Consider the following 19,457-nt stretch of genomic DNA (forward strand, 5'->3'; position numbering starts at 1 on the left):
TACCGCCGACGTCGGTTCTTAACTGATTAAAACGAGGCAGGAGCTTAATAGGTGAGAATCGATTAATGGAAAAAGCGCTCATAGTTTTGCTTACGCTCCCAATCACTCACCTCTAACTCGGCATAAAAATCGGCCCAGTGCCCGCAAACTGCGCATCAGAACTACACACATTGGTGGCTCAATAGAAATTGAGCAACCAATAAGATTTAAATATTAAGCGCTATCAAAAGCTGAATCACTCCGAGTCTCGGGAAGCAAGCGATAATTCAATCAGCTCTATACGATAAGCGTCACGATTAGTGATGAAGCGAATGCACATTGCGCTGATGGAAATTAGAAAAAGGAATGCCATCATTATCGTTACGACTTTAGTCGAAAGCGGGCTATCCAAGCTTGTCGAAAACAGGGATGACCAGTTACCTTGCGTGAGCATGTTGCCTAATGTGAAATTCAGGACTAAAAGAGAGAACGCAGCAAATTTTTTACCGTCAGCCTCAATAAAATAACCCAAGCGACGCTCTAGGCGTTTGATTTTTAACTCCAGGTAGTTTTTGGCGCTTTTCAGGCTTTTCACCTCGTACTGCCTCAGTTGAATTGTATGATGCTGATCATGGTCAATCTCAGCGTCCCTAAGAATGCGTGATCTCTCCTTCCACATCCATATACTGAATACCATAAGAACAGGTGGGCATAGTAAAGACAGTGTTGCAATCAATTGTGAAAGCATGGCACTCCAAATGGCCAACGTCACCCATCCTTCCGACAGCGTGAAGATAAGCTTGTGCCACAGGGCGAGGAGCACAAGTAAAAAGAATGGTACAGCCGCAGTCATAATTCCATACTTAGAAATACGATCTACGACACTTTCAAACTTAGTCAACGCTGCACGAGGGCGATAAGGTTTCATCGTCTCTAAGACATCTAAAACTGTTTTTAGATCTTGCATAATTCTCTCTTAATAGTTTACGTTCTGGTTCTGTTGCATGACTATACTCCTAGTCTCTTCTTGTGAGCCCTAGGCCGCTATTACTGTAGCAGCCTAGTATCTTTCGCATGGACTCTTGTGTCTACCACTACAGCGAGATGCTCTAATCGCTGCCGATGACTTGCCTAGTTCATACCGAATGCCGACGGCTGAGCCAATACAGCCGAAAGATCAGTCGTTGGCTTGAGCCGCTCTATCCGCGCCATCTGTTTCCAGCACGATGCCAGGTCTAAACCAGCGATCGTCGGGGAGGACGAATCGAACGTTGGCATCGACTTCCGGGTTCAGTACCAAGGTGAGCGCCCAGCGAGGAATCGACAGGCTGGTGGAGATGTCCTCCAGAATATCTGTACTGCTATAGGTCATCCTATAGCGGGTCGACCAGCTATCCTCGTCTGGCGGCGCATCCACCAGAATTTGGCGTCCATTGAGGGTAATCGAGCTCAATTGTCTTCGCTTACCGGCGTCGAGAACGTCTTCAGTTTCGACTGGTTCCGACTGAACGGCCACCGTACGCTGTTGGTCGTCACCAGGGGAGAAGAAGAGGTGCGCACCAGCGAGCTCCAGCTTTGATCTGATAAATGCGCGCACATCCGGATAGTCAGCTTTGGCGAGTAGGGATAACGGTTTGGCTAAGTAGCCAGCTTTTGGCGAATCGCGCAGCGCGCCTTTGCTGTCGAAATAAATTTCGAAAACAATACCTGCTAGGACGTATTTCGAGATGGGGTGAGGGAACCATTTAAGGCGAGTATCCAGGTTAGATATGAAATCCATAGCCTTCTGTGCGTTCCCACACGCGGCCTGATAGATATTGCGACCTAAAACAAACCAAGAAGTAGGGGGGAACTCTTCGTGGATGATCGTTCTCAGCTTTTCTATAGCGGGATTCTGAACATACCAATTGTGTGATTGGAGAGCGCTGATTATGTCGTTGAGCTCACCAGGGGCATCCGCCTGATAGGTTGAATCTCGGTATCCTTCCAACTGGATGGCGCCTGCTATCTCATCTCCAGGGTCGGGAGCCGCATGGACGACTGGGTCTACCTGGACAGGCTGCTCTGGGGCAACATTAGGCACAATGTTAGCTGCGTCGATCCCATGATCACCGGCTGCATGTTCCGCTAGAGGATCAACTCCAGGTACTGCTTCGGGAACCGGAACCGGTGCAGGTTCGGGAGCCGGTACAGGTTCGATTTCCACTTCTGCATTTGGCAGTTCCACCACGGACGTATTTATTTCAGCCGCTAGCCCTTCGCTTGCTACCAATTCGATCTGGATCGCAGCGGCGAGCTGGGCGACAGTCGTAGGATCAGTTTTGGATAGGCCCTGCACCAAGGTAGATAGGGTGCAAATTGAGACATGCGGATGGCCGATCGTCTGTTTGAATTCAGAAACCAGACGAGGATCGATAATCTTCAGATTAGGATTATTGTTTGGAATCGGTTTTAGGCCGGTGCGCGTTGTATCAAGTCGTTTTGCCGGCACGTATACCCAGTCCGACTTCTCATCATTAGTCAAAAAGAGCACGTGAGAAAAGTCATTTTTTCGCACACGGCTATATTCAAGAATCTCCAACCAAATGATCAAATCGCCTAAGCGGTTTTCAGGTTTCGCTTCATCCCGAAAGCCAGGAGGTAACCGATGCTCAATCCGTGAAGGCCCTTCTTTGGCCGCTCGGTCGCAGAGTTTGGCAATGGGTGATTCAAGCACAGCCGGCCCCAGATGCTCCTCAATTTCAGCGTGGATTTTGTCCGGGTCAAATTGGTGCTTGAACGCCTGGGTGTATTGCTTGAGGCCGTCTATGGCTTCCCGGAAGCCCGCTAAATATTCGGTTCGGCTGCCGGAATAGGTGGTTGATCTGAGTACTGCGTCATCTACGAACAGTGAGGCAGTATCGAGCATCGCCTCAAGGGCCTTCCTCGGCTGGTCGTCACCCTTACTTTTTGGGGTGTAAGTGTGAAGCAGGTTTTCTCTAACTCTTGCCAGATATTCACCTGCGCACCACGCTGGTAGATAAAGGCGCTGCTCGCTAATCGCCACCACCGCCCAGTCAAAAAACTCTTGCCTCGCAGCGGAGTGGAGCTTGAACAGGTATGACAGGATGTTGGTATCGATGAATATCAGGGTGTCTTTCGCTTTGGCCAGATTGGCAAGATCTGTGAGAAATTCGTCCTTGGTTTTCTTTAGAAGATTGAGCCCGAGCAGCATCGCTTATTCCTTGGCGTATTCATGTCCGCCCGAGCTTAACCCCACTCCCTAATCATATCCATAGAGAATCGCTGCAACACCCAAGAGGTACGGGTTCATAGGAGACACCATCCCCTTTGGTGTCGGGGTCAGGAAGGTGTGTTGGCCGGACGCATACCCAATTTCAGGGGCTGAGGACTGTTCGCCTTACCTAGACTAAAGGGAAGCCCTACTCCTACCGAAAACAAACCAGCGTCTTTGCTGAATCCATCCTTTCGCTCGAGGTATTATGGATGCACCTGTACTCCACCCTTTTGCTAGCCCTAATGCCGCTGCATGAGTTTTGGATTGATTCCTAGAAACCAGGACCTGAAGGTGGTGCAGAACCCGCCACTTCTTTAGAAAGGAATTTGTGAGTGTATGTCAGGCAAAGGTACTTGACGTCACCACACGGAGCCTCAAGCTTGATGGAGGAGTCCGGCTTGTTCCAACTCAGAGTGGTCGCCTTGATTTCTTGCCCTAGCCCGTTTGTTGCTGTTGAAACGATCGATTTACCAGCTCCCCATTTTTGGGTAAGACCCGCCTCGGCAATAGCGTAATTTCTACGGTCAGCCATGAGCATAATCATGTAAAGACGAAGCTCACCGCTCTTGTCTTTGTCGAAATGATAGTCACCAAAGGCAGGGCCGTAGATTTGCCCAAATGGGTCATCGCCAACCCGGTGACAAACCAGTTTTCCCGCTCTCTGGTCACACCATCCGGCCTTGCCGTCAGGAGTCAGTTTTCCATTGATTATAAAACTCAGTGAGCCTCATTCCTAACACAGCACCATTGAAGTCAAATTCTTGGGCTTGAGAGACAGCGCAGAAAAAAATCCCTAGAAAAGCCGCTGTAGCTTTGTTCATCCTTGTCATACCCCTGTTAATACCCGCTGAAAAAACGGTGATATACCCAATTACGCCATCAGAGATCTAGGGGAAGCACATGCCGCCCTTGCGGCGGTATCATGGCGCCAAGCTCTTTTTTAATTCTGTAGACTGTGGCTTCGCCGACATTTGCAGCCTGGGCAATTTCTTTGATAGTCATGTTCGAGGCAGTTTGACCTTTGAGAAGCTTTTCTACCGTTGCCATTTCTCGGTGCTCTTCCGTTTCCCTACAGCCCTCCAGGAGGGATCAGCCGCCCTCTTGTTGGCGATACCCTGCCTGATCCGCTCGACACGCTTTTCTTGATCAAGGCGGGCCATCGTCGCCATCAGATCAATGAGCATGTTATTGATCACGTGCATGACAGAACCCGCAATGTCAATGCGCCCGCTAGAGGGACTGTCCAGATGTTCCCAACTAGTGGGTAAGTCAGCCACTACTAGCCTCAAACCTTTCGAATTGATCGTTCCTTTGAGGGTTTCCCAATCCGCTTGGCTGAGCCGAGAAAGACGATCCACCGATTTAACACACAAAACTTGTCCAGACTCTGCACTGGTCAGCAGCCAGTGGAGTTCAGACCGTTGCAATTTGGTGCCGGAGAAATTGTCGGCATAGATCCCTGCCACCTCATAGTGTCGGCTGGCTGCAAAAGCCAGCAAAGCAGCGCGAGCCCGATTCGCATCCTGATCTTGTGTTGAGGCTCGAAGATAGAGGTGTGCAAAGACCATAGAGGAAAACTCTCATTAAGACATATAAACGTATAGCCCAATAATAATCTATCATTTGGAGATACGCCAATATCTATTTGATAGTCAACCTAACTACTCAATCAATTCTCGCAGCGGTAGACTTATTTGATAGTTGGAAATGGGTTAGCGACACAGCACACTGATACCGCTTGCGGTCCCTTAGGCTGTTCAGCGGCACTCTTCCAGCTCACCCACTTGGATTCATTATCCCTACTCAGCCGATCGCAAAGCCGTTCGTCACCTCAAAGTTCTGTGAAACACTTCAAATCTGATCTTGTCTAGAATCGAATCCCTACCTTCGATAAAAGCGCTGATTTCTTTGAGTTGCGCAAACTGCGTCCGGTTAGCTTCCGAAGAAAATATTGGGTCTACTATAGATAGAGCTTCCTCAGTGCCTTTGCTCTTTACCCACTGAAGAAGCGCAGGAAATATTTTCTCACGCTCAACCCCATTCCTAGCCTGTTTTTCAATCCATTGGCCGTGCCAAAAACGCTTACCGGCCAGAGCCTCTTCAATATCCGACATGTCTACGGCTTCACGATTCAATAGGGCTGTTGACTTAGGAGAGCGCAACGCAAACAGGATAGGGTCTAGATTTTGTTTTCGAAACTGGAGCCAGTTGTTTTTGTTGCAGGTTTCCCACAGAACAAAAATATCACTTTCCGAAAGTAAGCTTAGATGGGGGCGAAGCGCGTCTAGCTGTGCACTTCGAGTGAGTACAGGACGATTAGACATAAACAAGCCCGCGGTAAAAGGAAAATGTTCCAAAAGTTTATGCGGGTCAGCGGCCTCCGCAATGGCCATGTTGGCGAGATTAACTAGCTTAGGTGTCGCCAAACACAGAGCTACGTGAACAAACTCTGGAATGCATTGAATTTTTGACCAAGAATTTAAGACCAATCGTTCCGCCGTTACGGAATCGAGTTGCAAGACAAGCTCCGGAAACATCCAAAGGCCATTCTCGTCTTCCTCTAACGTGGACTCTTCAAGAGCATGAAGTGATGCATCGAGCGCAGCAGTGAGCTCAACCGTCCAGATGTATCTTCCTGCCTGCCACCAATAACTTGGATCTTCTTCAATTTTCTTCAACAATTCCGGAATTACCGAAAAATCAGCTCTTCGCGCTCGAGCCCAGACCGCAGGATCGTGAAGTACATCACCGACTTTAACATTACGCGCAATATCGAGATCTCCCGGAGCAACGCAAACTTCCCAAAGGGAAAATGAGGACTTGCGGAGGTAGGGATCGTTATCGAGATTCATCGCTAAGTTAGCTAGATGCTGCTTGCTTTCAATGGACATGACCCGTCCATCTTTTTCTGTTTGACGACGCCACTCGTCCTTCAAAAAGTGGTCAACATATCCACCAGTTCCAGCCGATTCTCGCGTACGCCCGGCAACGTATTCGACCCCGTGTTGGAGTGCAATAGGGTCATCAACCCCGCGTAGCATGTAGGTTATGGGCCATTCTAGAGCTTCGGATTGTTTGGCTCGCAATACAAAGTACGGCAACGCGGCGCGAGGGACATGATCACGAAACTTCCAAGAGATGCCATGAGCGGCCAATGAAGTCCGGTTCGTTTTGCCAAAAACGCTATCTTCTCGTTCCGGTAGAGCTTCCCAAGCATCGCATACAGGGCCAAGCGTGGTAGCCACTTCATCACCACAGGTATGCGCAGCGGCCCATAAAAAAGCTTCCAAATCCCGCTCTTCAGGATCTAATTGTCGCCATGCTGTACGCACAGCAGCCGAGAGTCTTGGCTCCGCAAGATATCCGGCTAAATATAGTGCACTACTTTTCGTATTGAAAATCGACGACTCCGGATCTACTAGGACTTTCTCAATGGCCCGCTCAAGTCCGCGGCCATATTTATTACGAACATGCTCCACGAGTTTATCTCTGTCGTTGACATTCACCCCGAAAGAGTAACTCGAGACCCAATTTAAACCTGCTGATAAGTTTCCATTGCGGAACTGAGCCTCGTACATATATGGATTAAAATCGTCCTGCGGAAACATGTACGTCAAGTCAAGAACATCTGGCGAGTCAATCTCGGAAAGGATTTGCAAGCCACGAGCTCGCCGGCTGTAGTATGCATTGGTCCGGGTGGCCGCCATGTTAATCCAAGCATCAATAACAGACGCTGTATGAGCAGTATAATCGCTCTTTCGCTGTACAGAATTCTTAAAGGCATGAAAGGCGACCAGCGGACTTTCGGACATCAAAGCATACAAACGGTTTGGGTCGAGGGCCGTAAGCGAAGCAGCAGTGCCCACGAACTCCGCAAAGTAGGGATCTGAAAGATAGGCAGCTTGATGATCAGCATTTATTTGCGTGGCGATGAAGTTGGCGAGCAGCGTGTGTAGAATGCGTCCATGTCGCAACTCAATGACTTCTGACCCACCCGCTTTGCTTAATCGCAAAACTCCCCCTTTGGCAACGAGATATCGCAGAGCGCTCAGATCATAGGAATTCAACCAGGCTTGTGCTTCGCGCCAAGTTGGTACCAGACAACGTTGATGCAACATCCCAGAAAGGAGTGCATTCACGGCGTTTTCAAGGTCAGTCGCGGTCAGTTCAGATGACAAAGCCACGTTATCTAACTCACGGCTAACATACTGTGCAATTACGTCTTGTGCCCGCGCAGAATGGGCAAAATCGTAAAGTCCAATTAGCAGAGGGTCGTGACCCAGCTCACGAGCGACTGCAGCAGCTGATAGATCGTTTTGCGGATACCCCAATACCAAACCTCGGAGCCGCACTGCTTCTAAAGCCTCTTCTGTCGAATAAAGACCTACTACATGAACCATCCCGCCGTTTGTTAGCTCTTCTTTACTTTCCAGGCCTGCTAAAAACTTTGGCCAAATTGGACAAAGTAAGCGCCATTTCCGGAGCGGGTGACTATCGGATTGAGAGCTTCCTCGCAACGCCCAAGCAACCAGCTTATTCATCAAGCTCACAGTATTCTCAGCGCGGCTTATGTCCTCTACTACAACGACAAATGGCTTCAGCTCGCTACTTAGTTCAAGTGCTTTAAAACCTGCAAGCGGCTCCAACTCAGGGAGATAGCGTCGGAGCTCGATATCGATTGCTTCTTCTATAGAACCAGCGGCACGTACTGTTTGATCGCTCAGCACGATGCCTGGCTGCCCTTCAACTAAAGCCTGATGCAGGATTTCGAAACAGATAGTGGTTTTGCCCATACCAGAAGCGCCAGCGAGCAGTAAATGGCCCGCGCCTGCGAAACTTTGTTCTCGAGAAACCAAGGCATCTCTATTCGTAGCTGGCAGCCGCGCATTCAGACTTAACCTACCTATTCGAAGCAGTTCGCCCATCGACAGCAAGTTTGGCTGCACGCCAAGATAAGCACGACGTATCGCTTGCCCTTCTGATGTCGTATCCAAATACTGTGCAATTCTCGAGACTGACCAAACATCAAGAGTGACGTTGTAATCACTGGCGAGGGCTTGAGCTTTGAGGCGGACTACCGTCGGCTCCTCCCTATTGCAAGTCAACGCTAACGTCGCCCTCAAATTAGGGTGCTGCTTCCGTAGATTTACAATCTCCGCGAGTGCCTTGACCAAATCCCCGGGGGGCTGTGTTGGTTTGCCATTTTGTTTACGGGGCTTCACGGTAGAGGGGTTGTGCAGCCACTTTCTTTCAAGATCATCTCGGCTTGATGTTGTATGTGCCCCAGCAACAAACATGGACTCTCCATCAATGGTGACCCAGCCCAAGTTATCCAACGGCGCCTTTACAGTCTTACCATTAGTATTCACCCCCTGATGCGACAGATTCGCATAGAGGTCAGGGTCAGCAGAGCGAAGCACCGATGTAGCAATGCGTTCAAACTGAGCTGCGTCAGTAATGGTCGCCAGTTGCTGAATTGTTTGGGTGGCCATGCCGTTCTCCCTGTATTTTTCTCGGTATAAAGCTGGTTAGCATTTTTATAAGCAGTTTGATGGCTTTTCTGCGTGATAGCCGACTTTGATGCTAGACATACAAGGTTTGCTGTGAACTTTATCCACGCATACAGGCCGAGCGGTGAAATGGCTACTTCGACAATGGGTAGATTGCCTTCGGGAAACTCCGTGAACGCTTCGATGTTGAATTCTCCGGGATAATGCTGACGACTCACACACGTCCTTGGGTCTCGTCATGGATCGCAGGGCACTACGAACCAGGTGCTATAAATAGCTCGTGCCGTTAAATGAGGGATACACTGGTGCAGCTTTCACTGCACCGGTGCTACTACTCCGATCACCCAATTGCACTGGTAGGGGCTTTTTTTAACGCCTTGAATGCTGCATCCGCAGATTTCCTTCGAGTCGCTATATCAGCCGCGAAAACTCTCAACGCATCAATATGGTTTTTGATTTCAAGTGGAGCCGGTCTGTTTTCTGAAAGCGCCCTTGATTTATGGTGGCCATACATCCAGTTACTAGAGAGCGACATATTCGCAGTAATTTTAGTCGCATCCGTTGGTTCTATTGTGATGAGACCAATCCTGGTAGTCTGAACGCTATTCCTTCCTCGACTGACTATATCATAGAACAGATCCTGTTCGATTGAGGCCTCCCAAGCCTCTCTTAGTAAGCAGTAGAGCATAGCGGACTTATGATTATAGGCTAATATATCTATTTCATAGAGCCCTTTGAACGAGTTTAGTTCCTGCTCTAAGTTCTGCGCTCTATTGGCTGTGCTCATTCCTCGCCATGGTGCCTCTACATGACAAAAACCAGAGTCTCTGCCATTTCGTCTAACTGTAAAGGATGAGACGGCGGGACGATGACTAATTTCTAAAGCCATTTCGTCACACTTGCCATCGATTTCCATGATAAGCGCTAAATCATGGGTGAATATTATCAACTGCCTTGTTAGTGCTTCCCTGCATAACCTTGAAGCAATTTTTTCACGGTAAATATGATCAAGCGAACTAACAGGATCATCAAATACAATAGGAGCCGAATTAGAGAAAGTCTTTATCTCTGCAAGGTATGCCGCAAGAGATACTACTTTTTGCTCTCCTTCGCTGAGAACTTTCCCAGGCTTTTGTGCACCAATGGAAAAGCTGTGTGAAGTATCACTATCTCTGACGATTGGAGCTATTTGGACGTCCAACGCGATACCGAGCTCATCCAGCTCTGCTGTAAAATTTTTTATGAAGTCAGGTGTGATTAATTGAGAGATAATTGACTTAGCTTTGCTAGAGAATCGCGTTTTTGTCTGTCGCAGAGAGTTGGTAGCAACTTCGACATCTTTGTTGCGCTTGAGGTTATCTATATAATTAATAATTTTTTCGGATGCATTTGATAAAAGTTTTTTGTTAATTTTCTTTTCATGACTTGTTTTGTCGAGCTCATGTTTTTCCGGGGCGATATTTTCTTGAAGCTCTTTCAATTTATTCTGAAGGCTTTCCGAGATACTTTTATTTATATTTTCGCCGAAAATGGGGAGCCCTTTATATTCTATATCTGTAGTCTGGCCAGGTTTAAAAAAATCTTGTCTAGCCTTCAAGGTGCGAAAGGCTTCAGCCAGACCAAAGTCTGAGCCTAAGATCTCGACCAGTTCATTACACAAAGGCTCGTATGCCTCTGACTCGGGTAAAGCTAAATTGAAGATTTCATCTTTTTTATTTTTTAGATTGGTGCAGGCTTGGTCATAAGTTACTTTGCTCTTGTCTTGCATAAAACGCTCAAAGCGTTCAAGACGATCTTTTGCATGTTCGTCAAGTGACTGCATGCAAAGAACGCACAGGGCGTCGTCACTGGTGTTCGGAAACTCACTACTGGTGTACGCATGGGAAATAGAAAACTCTCGAGCTGATTTGAAGAGCTCTTTCCAAGGGTCGGAATGGACTCCTTCTAATGGATCAGCTTTGTCCAAGGTGATCAGGGAGAGGTCGTAGGTTTTTTTGGCAGCGGCTTCAGCCTCTTGTAAATCTGTAATCTCTGATGGTTTTGTTTCGTTTAATATTTTCGCAGCGGACGTTAGTTTTTGAATCGCTCTTGGTAGCCGTTCCGTTGAGATCTTATTTAGTTTAGCTATGGTTTTTACGGTCGTGCCGTTTTCGTAATCGGCGATGGAGCTAGTTAAGGTCGCTAGCTCAGTTGCGTCTTGTTGGCTCCAATTGAGGCTGTTCTTTACATCAGCAGTGTTAGTTTTGTCCGATAGACGGCCCAGCCAAGCTTGAGCTTCTACGTTATCTTCTAAACCTTTTATAGTAGGCTTACTCGCATCCCGCAGTTTCAATTGAATTTTGTTTTTTACACTTTCTACTACTTGGGATACGTGGTCAAAAACATCTGCACCTCGTGGCTTGTATGTCACGCGGTTATTGCTATCAAGTAGGGCTTTTCCGCAATCAGTATCAAACACATTGATTGATGCTAATTCAGCGTGGTTTTTTCCTGGGGTCCAGATCCATTCTTCCCTATTGCCATTTTTGAGAAAACTTATGCGTGCGGACTGTTTGGATGTTTTTGGCTTATAAATATTGCTGAGCAGTGATGTTTCTACATGCTTTGCGAAACAAGCGTTTTTCAGTATACGGCTGTATCCTGATTTTCCGGAGCCATTTTCTCCATATATTAATGTTATTCCAGAATGCCCAAAGGGTAGCTTGGCTTCTGAATGTATAGCGTTAATGTTCTCTACAAGGTCAATGCTACAAAGTTTTATAGGCTCGTCGGAAGTCTGGATATTTTGGCCGTCCAGCTCATAGACGGGCGGAGAGCAATCTTTATTTTCGCCTTGGTCGTTTATCCCGAAGGCGCAAAGCGCATTTTTCGCTACTTGTTCGAGCTGATCGGGGCTTAACGCTGGGTCTTGTAAAAGCCGACGGACAAGGTCTGCCTCCCATTCCGGCAGGTCGTTTGCCGCCCACTCCACGATTGCTTGGTAAGAGTTCATGCACAGTCCCTGTAGTGGCTTTTTGATACGTTGTACCTGTTGGAAGGCCCGCCGTCTAGATAGACGTAACGAGACGGCTCAAGCCTAGCAAAGAACGCTCACAGCTTTGCTCAGAATTAGATTCTGAGAGTAATGAGATTACGAACTGCAGAGACTCACAGGGCGGGTGCCCCCCCAGAAAGGCGACTCCCACGCCGCTAGTGAGTTGATGCTCCATATGGGCAAGGCTGTAGAAAAGGCGACGGCTTCAGAGGCCAGATGTGGTTGGGGTGATATTGTTGACGAGTAAAAACAACAAAGCCCGCACAGGGCGGGCTTTGAGGGGCGTTTCGTAGTCATCAGGAAACAACCAGAAACTTCATTTTGGTGCCCCTACGGGATTCGAACCCATGCCCCTTGTTTTCGGAGTGCGGACATGAGCGGCACCTTTCTTTAGTTTTAAGCTAGCGCCTGCACCCGCTCTGCACCCATGAAGTTTATAATCACTCCATGCTAACGGCTGAAGACCTTGAATTGTATGGTGTCCCAGGCGGGGTTCGAACCTTTATCTGTGGTGACTAGCTTAGAATCGATCTAATTAGGCATGTATGACATTGATTTATAATGATTTTTTAACAGAAACCAATAGCGCACCTAGGTGCGCTATTGAAGGTTACGCAAGTATTCCTTCCCGTGCCGATTTGCACGTCAGTGCGTGAGGGAAATCAGACCCGAGCCGACATTGCATGGCTGAAGCTGAGAATCTCAGGAATGTCAGCATGTGAGAAAATTGAATCGTTGAGATACCTAGAAATCACAGAGGCACCACACACGATCAGCTTTGGTTACTCTGAGAGAGCGCTATATGCTTAAGCCGCGTGAAGCCGAAGCTGACCGCCGGTGCAGGAGATGGGCTAAGAAAGACGCTAGCGCCCATTCACCTGAGCGCAGCATTAATCCACCCAACGCCTGCTCAGAGTGAGCTGCGCTGATGGGCTGATGGGCTGATGGGTTGAATAAATGTTATAGCAGGCAACGAGAGAATTACAAAACCATCAATTTGACGGAATATGGAAATGGTCAAAAGCATACTCATGAGGCTTCCGAGGAAACACTGCTTTCGGTCAGTGATCCGCAAAATTAAGCTAGCGATTCAATACTGACACCTTCCATTCTTTGTATTGATGAAGCATTTCGCTCGTCGCTATGACGCGCCGCATCGAATCCTTGCTGACCAGCGCACCTCCTTCTAGTAGCAAAAATTCTTGAAACTCCTTGAGAAGATTTTCGACAAAGCAATAAGCATCTGAAACGGGCGCAGCGCTGCGACTCTCCACGGTCAGACTACCGTTTTCGCCCTGGTTCAGCTCAGCCTCAACCTCACGAAGCTTTTCTTTTAGCGAGTGAATGTAACTACAGGCTTCAGAGTATTTTAAAAAATAATCGTACTTTCCAAGATCATCTGATGATGTAAGTGAATTTTTTCGCCACCACTCATCTAAGTAGCTACGATAAAGGCTGCCTCGTCTTAGAAACGTTTGATAGTGAACTGTTCTAGAGGAAGTTTTAATTTCTTCCAACCCAGAAAGCTCCTTGACTTCCGCCATTGAGACCATCTCACTATCTTGAACACGCAGCGCTATATATTTTGCAAGATCACTTATAAACTCAAACCTCATTCTTAACTGCGAGGCGTCGGCCAGCGCATGCTTAACTACCTCCTTACGTTTTAATACGGAATTCATTCTAGCTTGGTAATTCCTATTCATAACCTAGCAACTCTTTGACGAAATCCGAGTTACATTCATCTTCAGAACGTTGACTGAGAACAGCCGTACTCCACTCTTCTTGCGGCATGTTTATAAATTTTACCAAACTTTCAATTTCAATACCTCCAAAAGATGCACGCTCCCTCATCAGCGCTGCAAGCTTCATCTCGGGTGACACAGTAGAGGCATACATAACTGCCGCTGTCACATCGCCACTCTGGGCTAGCAAATAGCGAACGCCACGGTTAATTTTGTCTCGAAAATCCTCTGACATGGTCAACGGATTATCACAAACTTGCTCAAAGCGGTACATAAAAGCTTCCACACTGTCAGTCCTCACAACGTGGTTTGTTATTTCCATTAAAGCTTTTTCACGATCAGAGACTAAGTAGCTTGCAGAATTGAGGTTTTTTTGTTTATTTCGAATAAACATGTCTAGTGTTTTTTCGACTACATACCAACCCAACACGTCCTCGGCCATAGTTTTAGTCGTTTGAGACAGCATCTCCATCTCAGCAGCAGCTACTCGTTTTGTTGTCCTGTAATCGTCTAGCTTGCGTGTCACCCGGTATAACTCCTCAGCTAGATAATGGCGCTTGGCGGACACCTCGAATATTAGGTCAGTTGAAAAAATTGCATACGGGCACCACGAGCATCGAAACTTACCTCCTAAAATTGAAACAACATCAGCGCTGCAATTCATATTCAGAGAGCATAAATGAGTGTTCGCAACGCCAAGGCTTGAACTTTTCTCTCTGGCTATTATATGTATCCCCTCCTCACCCGAACGTGCAGGATCTGGATGAGGAAGAGATAGAAGAGAAAAATCATCAATTAGGTTCTGTACTGAGCCATGCACTTGTGCCTGTAAAATTTTATCAGATATATTTTTAGCCTGTGCACTTGGGAGAGTGGGGCCTGTCAACTGCCAGCCAGAATCGTTTTTGTTTAGCACTCCTTCGAGCTTACGAATGAGCGAAACCTCACCACGGTCATAATAGTCGGTCATATCTGCACTCTGACCAGTGGTCAAGCAAACTGAAGCCGCATCCGCGTGTTCTCTTAACAATGTTATATGAGTTACCCTTCCAGAATGCGGGGTTATCTTCGCACGCAAATTTACAGGGCAAAATGGCACAGCACCATCAGGATGATCCTTTGTATCGATTTTAACTGAACTCAGCGGAAAATCTTTTTTCTCCCAATCGTTCCAATTGAAGGATGTACGACGAGAATTGCTGCCTGTTTTAACTGGCATATAAGCAACAAAAGTCTCAGCGGCTAGCCCATTAAACTTCAACCAATTTTGAAAATCCAACAGAGTATAGACCCAAAGATTTGTATAAACTTTATCACTAATAGGAGCACCGCTACGAACATTGTTAGCAAAGAGACATTTTATTTGGCCCCAGCGCGTCCCTTTCTTACCTTCATAGTTCACACGTTTACTAAAAGCATCGCACCCCAACTCTAACAGGTGATCTCGCCAATCACGTTGTATATCTAACATATTCATAACGCTGGGCCGCACATAAGCGCAAAATGCTTTCTTTTGTATTTTATCTGTGTTCACCCAACACCAGTCAAGTTCTCGGGCATGCCTATTACTAGGTTCAGACATGCTGTCGTAGGTATCTGCGTCAAGCCATTGCAAATTTTGCCCCCTAAATCCACCTCGCAATAAACAAAATGGAAATACATAGGTAGCCGGATTGAAGTATATCTGATCTTCATAAGACGTAAATAGAAGTGACTCTACATGGAATTTTGATACAGGATAACTATGATTTTCATGATGAACTTCGACAACCGACCCTAGTTCACGCAGATCAATTTCAAATACTCTTCGACCGACACTTCTGACCTTCTTTCTTATCTCTGCCCAAACAATCTCTACATTCTCATTGATAAATTCAGCCTGTGACTGTTTCGCCAACAAATACTTGTGAAACAAGTTTTCTAACGGCCTGGATAAGGCGTGTTTTACTGTCTTGTCAGGACTAGTTTCCCTAGGAGTTCTATGGACAGGTTGCTTAACTGGCTTCTCATCACCAATGAGAATGTGCATCTTAACTAGGTGATCGAAAAACGTTCTAGCATTTCTCGCAACCGTGGCTGAGTAAGTGAACCCAGCGTACTCATAAAACTGTACAAGTGTTAACGGCCGGTCCGGAGAGGGGCCTTGTATACCTTCATAGAACAACGCACCCTCAAATTTAGAAGGAGTATCGGGGTACTCGATATTTGACTCAGGATTAGAATTAAACCAAAGTGGTAAGTATATAAAAACGTACATATTGAAACGCCCAAACAGCGTACCCCACGATTTTTCATTCGTGTACTGCTGAAATCGCATGAAAAGCTTCTGCGCTTCAAGCCAGCAACTATAGGAGTTGGAGATATCAACACCTAAAGATAGCAGTGCGCTTACGATATCGTACTCTGAAATATCTTTACTTGAAAACGACGCCATACCTCGGAGCGGGGATGCGAGTAGTTCATCAATTACAGCTAACGGGCTGGTTGTGTTCTCAAATATCCGAGGAAGATATTCGACTACAGAATGAGGTGCGACGCGAATTGTAGTGTTTATCTCTAACCTAACCTTTGAAACGTTAAAGCGTAGGCGCTCTCCAAAAGTGTTCTGAAGAAAATCAAGCAAATCGTTCATCGGAATGGGAGTAGTTTGGTGCGTTCCCCCGTCTCGTGATTCGACAACTTTAATGTCACGCCAAGCTAGAATGTCAGATGCGGTGATGTCTTCAGGAACAACCCAACCGGATGCAAACGCGACCTTTGTTGCTGTGGTAAAAAGTCGCCGATTGGTTTTCTCCTCCGCAGAATATGACCCACCTCTACTGGGGTCGGGCCATTTTTCGGTGTCGAGGCTTCTGAATGCTAATATCACTTCGGAATAACAGCTATCAGAATCTTTTAACTCACCTATCCAGGTAGATAAAGGTCGAGAAAACTCATACGGCAACATCAAAACCCCTGCCTTATGCAACCCCGCTAGTAAATATTTAAGAGCAGGTAGCAGCGACTTAATAGCGTCTTGACCTGGGGATTTGTAGCCTAGAAATTCAAATAGTTTGTTTACATTACTGTTTGCCGCCTTTCCGCTCAGGCATGCTCCTAATATCAAACTCAAAAAAACGTCTAGGTCTGACGAGCGCAGTACCATGCCAGATATATAAGCCAAAAATGGATGTTTTTTACGGCCACCTGCAAAAAGCTGCGGGACAAGACCTGTAGTTTTTTGTATTAAGTCTTTGGTAGACTTCAAAACAAATTCCTGATCTTTCAAATAGATTAATTTATTACTTCTATTTATCACGACATCTCCAAAGCCAGATGACCCGGCTAATCAGGCAGCAGCTTTCTCGTTTGCAACTTCATTCATCGTCAGATCATATTCTCTTTCAAGAAAACCTAACTTAAGCTCGTTAAAACTTTTCGAAAAGTCATCTGCCCTAACAAATGCAAATGCAATCTTAAGTTCTAATAGATAACGCATCATAACGGCGTAACGCTCGACGGCTTTGTCAGTTTTTTGCCCCGTTAACGCTTTGATCTCACTATTTCGCAAGCCAACCCCCTCAGTATGTTCCACAAAGTTTTTAAAGAACACACAGAAGCTATGCCTTAGGCTATGAGGCGTGTAGCTAAAACGTTCAAATTCAGTATTAGCCAATACGCGTCGAGACGACTGCCTAAAGGGTTCGAAAACCACACTACTGTAGTCAGAAAAGCATAGAGGATCACCATTACCAGTCTGAAAAATAAAATTGTGATAGGTCGGTTTATATTCATGCTTGAGATACAATGAATAATACTTAAAAAACATCGATCCATAAGGTTCAAGTAAAAGGGTGTGCTCCGTTGTGCGCCCCTTCCATGCCAGTTTATTGAAGCTTACTTCGTCTATCCCTCGGTAAGACTTGGAACAACGAGCGCTGGAGCGCGGACCTCTGGCATAGACTTTTCGATTTTGGATATCCACATCTTCCAAGAGGAACTGCATAGCTTCGGAAACGCGTATTGAGGTCGCGGCAAGAAGTGCCCACAAGGCGGAATTTCGATACGACGTTGCGCTCTCAATTAATGCAGCTATCTTATGGAGGGGAAAGAAGCTTTCTTTCGTAATTGGCGCATCTGAAAAATCTAGTGTAGGCACATGGCCCAGGAGGCTATTGGAATTTTTTCGATTGGGATAAGGACCATGATTGTGCCGAGATATCCACTTTCCGGCATTGTCGAGCAGTGCTGCCGCAGGGACGAGACTGAGTGCAAGAAAATCATCCACTTTTTTATCATGCTTTAAATTGTCTGACTCTAGGACTTGCTCCTCAGCATGATGGTCTCGGACGCTTTGAATGAATCTATTAATAGCAGCGTGATAGAGAGCTGCGGATCGAGGAGAGACAGTAGCTCTTGGTTTTACTATTGATATTTTCTGAACAGCGGAATCGTTAGAGTCTTCACCATGAACTAAATAACTGTAATATTCGCGAACAAGCAATGTTGCAGCCTGAGGAGTTATTTCGCCTTGAACTTCGAAACCAACGACTAGATAGTCCAATAGCTGTGAAACTGCATAAGCGTATGTACGACGAGTGTTGTATTTGAACTTATTCAGCACAAGTGCTTCCATGAAGGAGCGGAATGCTAGATTCTCCTCACCATCAGCCCCATACATTAAAAATGACTCATGCCCGCAATAAACGGTGGAGCGCATCTGAAATCTGACCAAACCTGGTTTTTTCATGTTTTTTCGCGATAGTAGCTATATCTAAAGGTTCTATATAGCTCATTCACTTAATTGCAGTCAAAACTCATTTCTTTTCCCGACTAATAATTCCCATACATTAATATCACGTAAAGTATCGTGAATGTTTTTTCCTGTAGAAGCTCTAGATTAAAAAAATAGCTCATGACAATCAGTTGGAGCGTCCAGCCTTCCAATGGTCAAAGCATTGTGCGATCAAAAAGACCGGCAATCGTGCATGGCTAATTAGTCAATGTGATAAACCCAACAAAATTGTATAAGAGATTTTTTATAAAAATAAGCGCCCCCTGCCAGGTTTTTTATAACCAATCAGTCTAAATGGAGTGCAACCTATTTAGTGACTCCCTTGATTGGGCTTTCGGCCGATTCGACCATATCGCGAAGCTGAGCATCAGCTAATGCTTCATGGATATTGATTTGCAATGTGCGAATTTTGCACATTGCCTTTCAGAATTTATTTATGCTGGTCGAAAGCGCTCTTAGCGACCGAGTAGTATGAACCTCAATCGCGCTTGCACTCCTCACGAAGGAGCCTAGATCAGCAAAAACTAATCCCGTCGGGGATGGATCAGAATTGGAGTAACCGGACTTCTTGACTCAGAGCTGTCAGGATACTCCGAAGAAGGGCAGCAATAGGGCGATTCTGTTGAAAACAGTCGGTCCTTCCAGGCTGGCTACGTGCTGACAGCCGAAAACGCGTTTTCTGCGTGCAGCTCCACAAATTCAGCGTCTGGAGACCTCTGCTCAAATTAAAGTGTTCAATCTCAAGCGCGTATTTTTTCGCTATGAGAACCATGGCGGTTTTTTTCAACAGTACGGTCAAAAGCGGACATTACAATAAAGTGGTATCACCTTAAACGCCACTGGGATCGGCTTCTTAAAGCGATAAGTACTAAGCATTGGTTGCTTCGATCTCAGACAAGCTCGCATTCATTACGTTTCGTACTGTAGCACTCTCGAAGTGCCCCTCATGTATGCGCTCATTATCTCGCATCCGCTCCTATCGGCTTGTGTCGTTCGTGACACGCTTAGATATCCGCAGCGTGCGCCTTGATTGGGGCCGTTCCATTAGCGATGTTGTCAGCACCTATAACACTGCTAGTAACTGAGACAATCCACTGTACACCGTCACGTCGCTTCGAGGTCCGCGCCTTAGAAACCA

General features: G+C 46.5%; 10 protein-coding genes. All 10 read right to left on the reverse strand.

Features of this window, described 5'->3' with window-relative positions; genetic code table 11:
• Positions 1-235: 235 nt before the first annotated feature.
• The 10 genes from V476_RS02815 to V476_RS02850 all read right to left on the reverse strand — a co-directional run bounded on the left by V476_RS02815 (position 236) and on the right by V476_RS02850 (position 18,274).
• Complete coding sequence (locus V476_RS02815) at positions 236-946, reverse strand: hypothetical protein (protein ID WP_024959995.1); 711 nt, start codon at positions 944-946, stop codon at positions 236-238.
• A gap of 210 nt (positions 947-1,156) precedes the next feature.
• Complete coding sequence (locus V476_RS02820; RefSeq protein ID WP_024959994.1) at positions 1,157-3,193, reverse strand: PIN-like domain-containing protein; 2,037 nt, start codon at positions 3,191-3,193, stop codon at positions 1,157-1,159.
• 334 nt (positions 3,194-3,527) lie between these two features.
• A complete protein-coding gene (locus V476_RS27905) occupies positions 3,528-3,788 on the reverse strand; it encodes a hypothetical protein (protein ID WP_146050773.1) in 261 nt (86 codons plus the stop codon).
• A 347-nt stretch (positions 3,789-4,135) separates the two neighbouring features.
• On the reverse strand, positions 4,136-4,303 hold the full coding sequence (locus V476_RS28780; protein ID WP_235810976.1) for a hypothetical protein: 168 nt from the start codon (positions 4,301-4,303) through the stop codon (positions 4,136-4,138).
• Complete coding sequence (locus V476_RS02825) at positions 4,291-4,824, reverse strand: recombinase family protein (RefSeq protein WP_235810977.1); 534 nt, start codon at positions 4,822-4,824, stop codon at positions 4,291-4,293. Before V476_RS02825 ends, V476_RS28780 begins: the two co-directional genes overlap by 13 nt.
• Before the next feature lie 258 nt (positions 4,825-5,082).
• Positions 5,083-8,748, reverse strand: coding sequence for an ATP-binding protein (locus tag V476_RS02830; RefSeq protein WP_024959993.1), 3,666 nt, complete (start codon positions 8,746-8,748; stop codon positions 5,083-5,085).
• Between the two features lie 358 nt (positions 8,749-9,106).
• Entirely contained in the window at positions 9,107-11,758 is a 2,652-nt protein-coding gene (locus tag V476_RS02835) for an AAA family ATPase (protein WP_024959992.1), read from the reverse strand.
• A gap of 1,124 nt (positions 11,759-12,882) precedes the next feature.
• Positions 12,883-13,482 carry a hypothetical protein gene (locus tag V476_RS02840; RefSeq protein ID WP_146050772.1) on the reverse strand — a complete coding sequence of 200 codons (600 nt, stop codon included), beginning with the start codon at positions 13,480-13,482 and terminating at the stop codon, positions 12,883-12,885.
• Positions 13,483-13,498: 16 nt separating this feature from the next.
• Positions 13,499-16,792, reverse strand: coding sequence for a hypothetical protein (locus tag V476_RS27910; RefSeq protein WP_146050771.1), 3,294 nt, complete (start codon positions 16,790-16,792; stop codon positions 13,499-13,501).
• 81 nt (positions 16,793-16,873) lie between these two features.
• Entirely contained in the window at positions 16,874-18,274 is a 1,401-nt protein-coding gene (locus V476_RS02850) for a tyrosine-type recombinase/integrase (protein WP_080278499.1), read from the reverse strand.
• Positions 18,275-19,457 lie beyond the last annotated feature (1,183 nt).

This window comes from Pseudomonas syringae KCTC 12500 (assembly GCF_000507185.2).
Taxonomy (GTDB): domain Bacteria; phylum Pseudomonadota; class Gammaproteobacteria; order Pseudomonadales; family Pseudomonadaceae; genus Aquipseudomonas; species Aquipseudomonas syringae.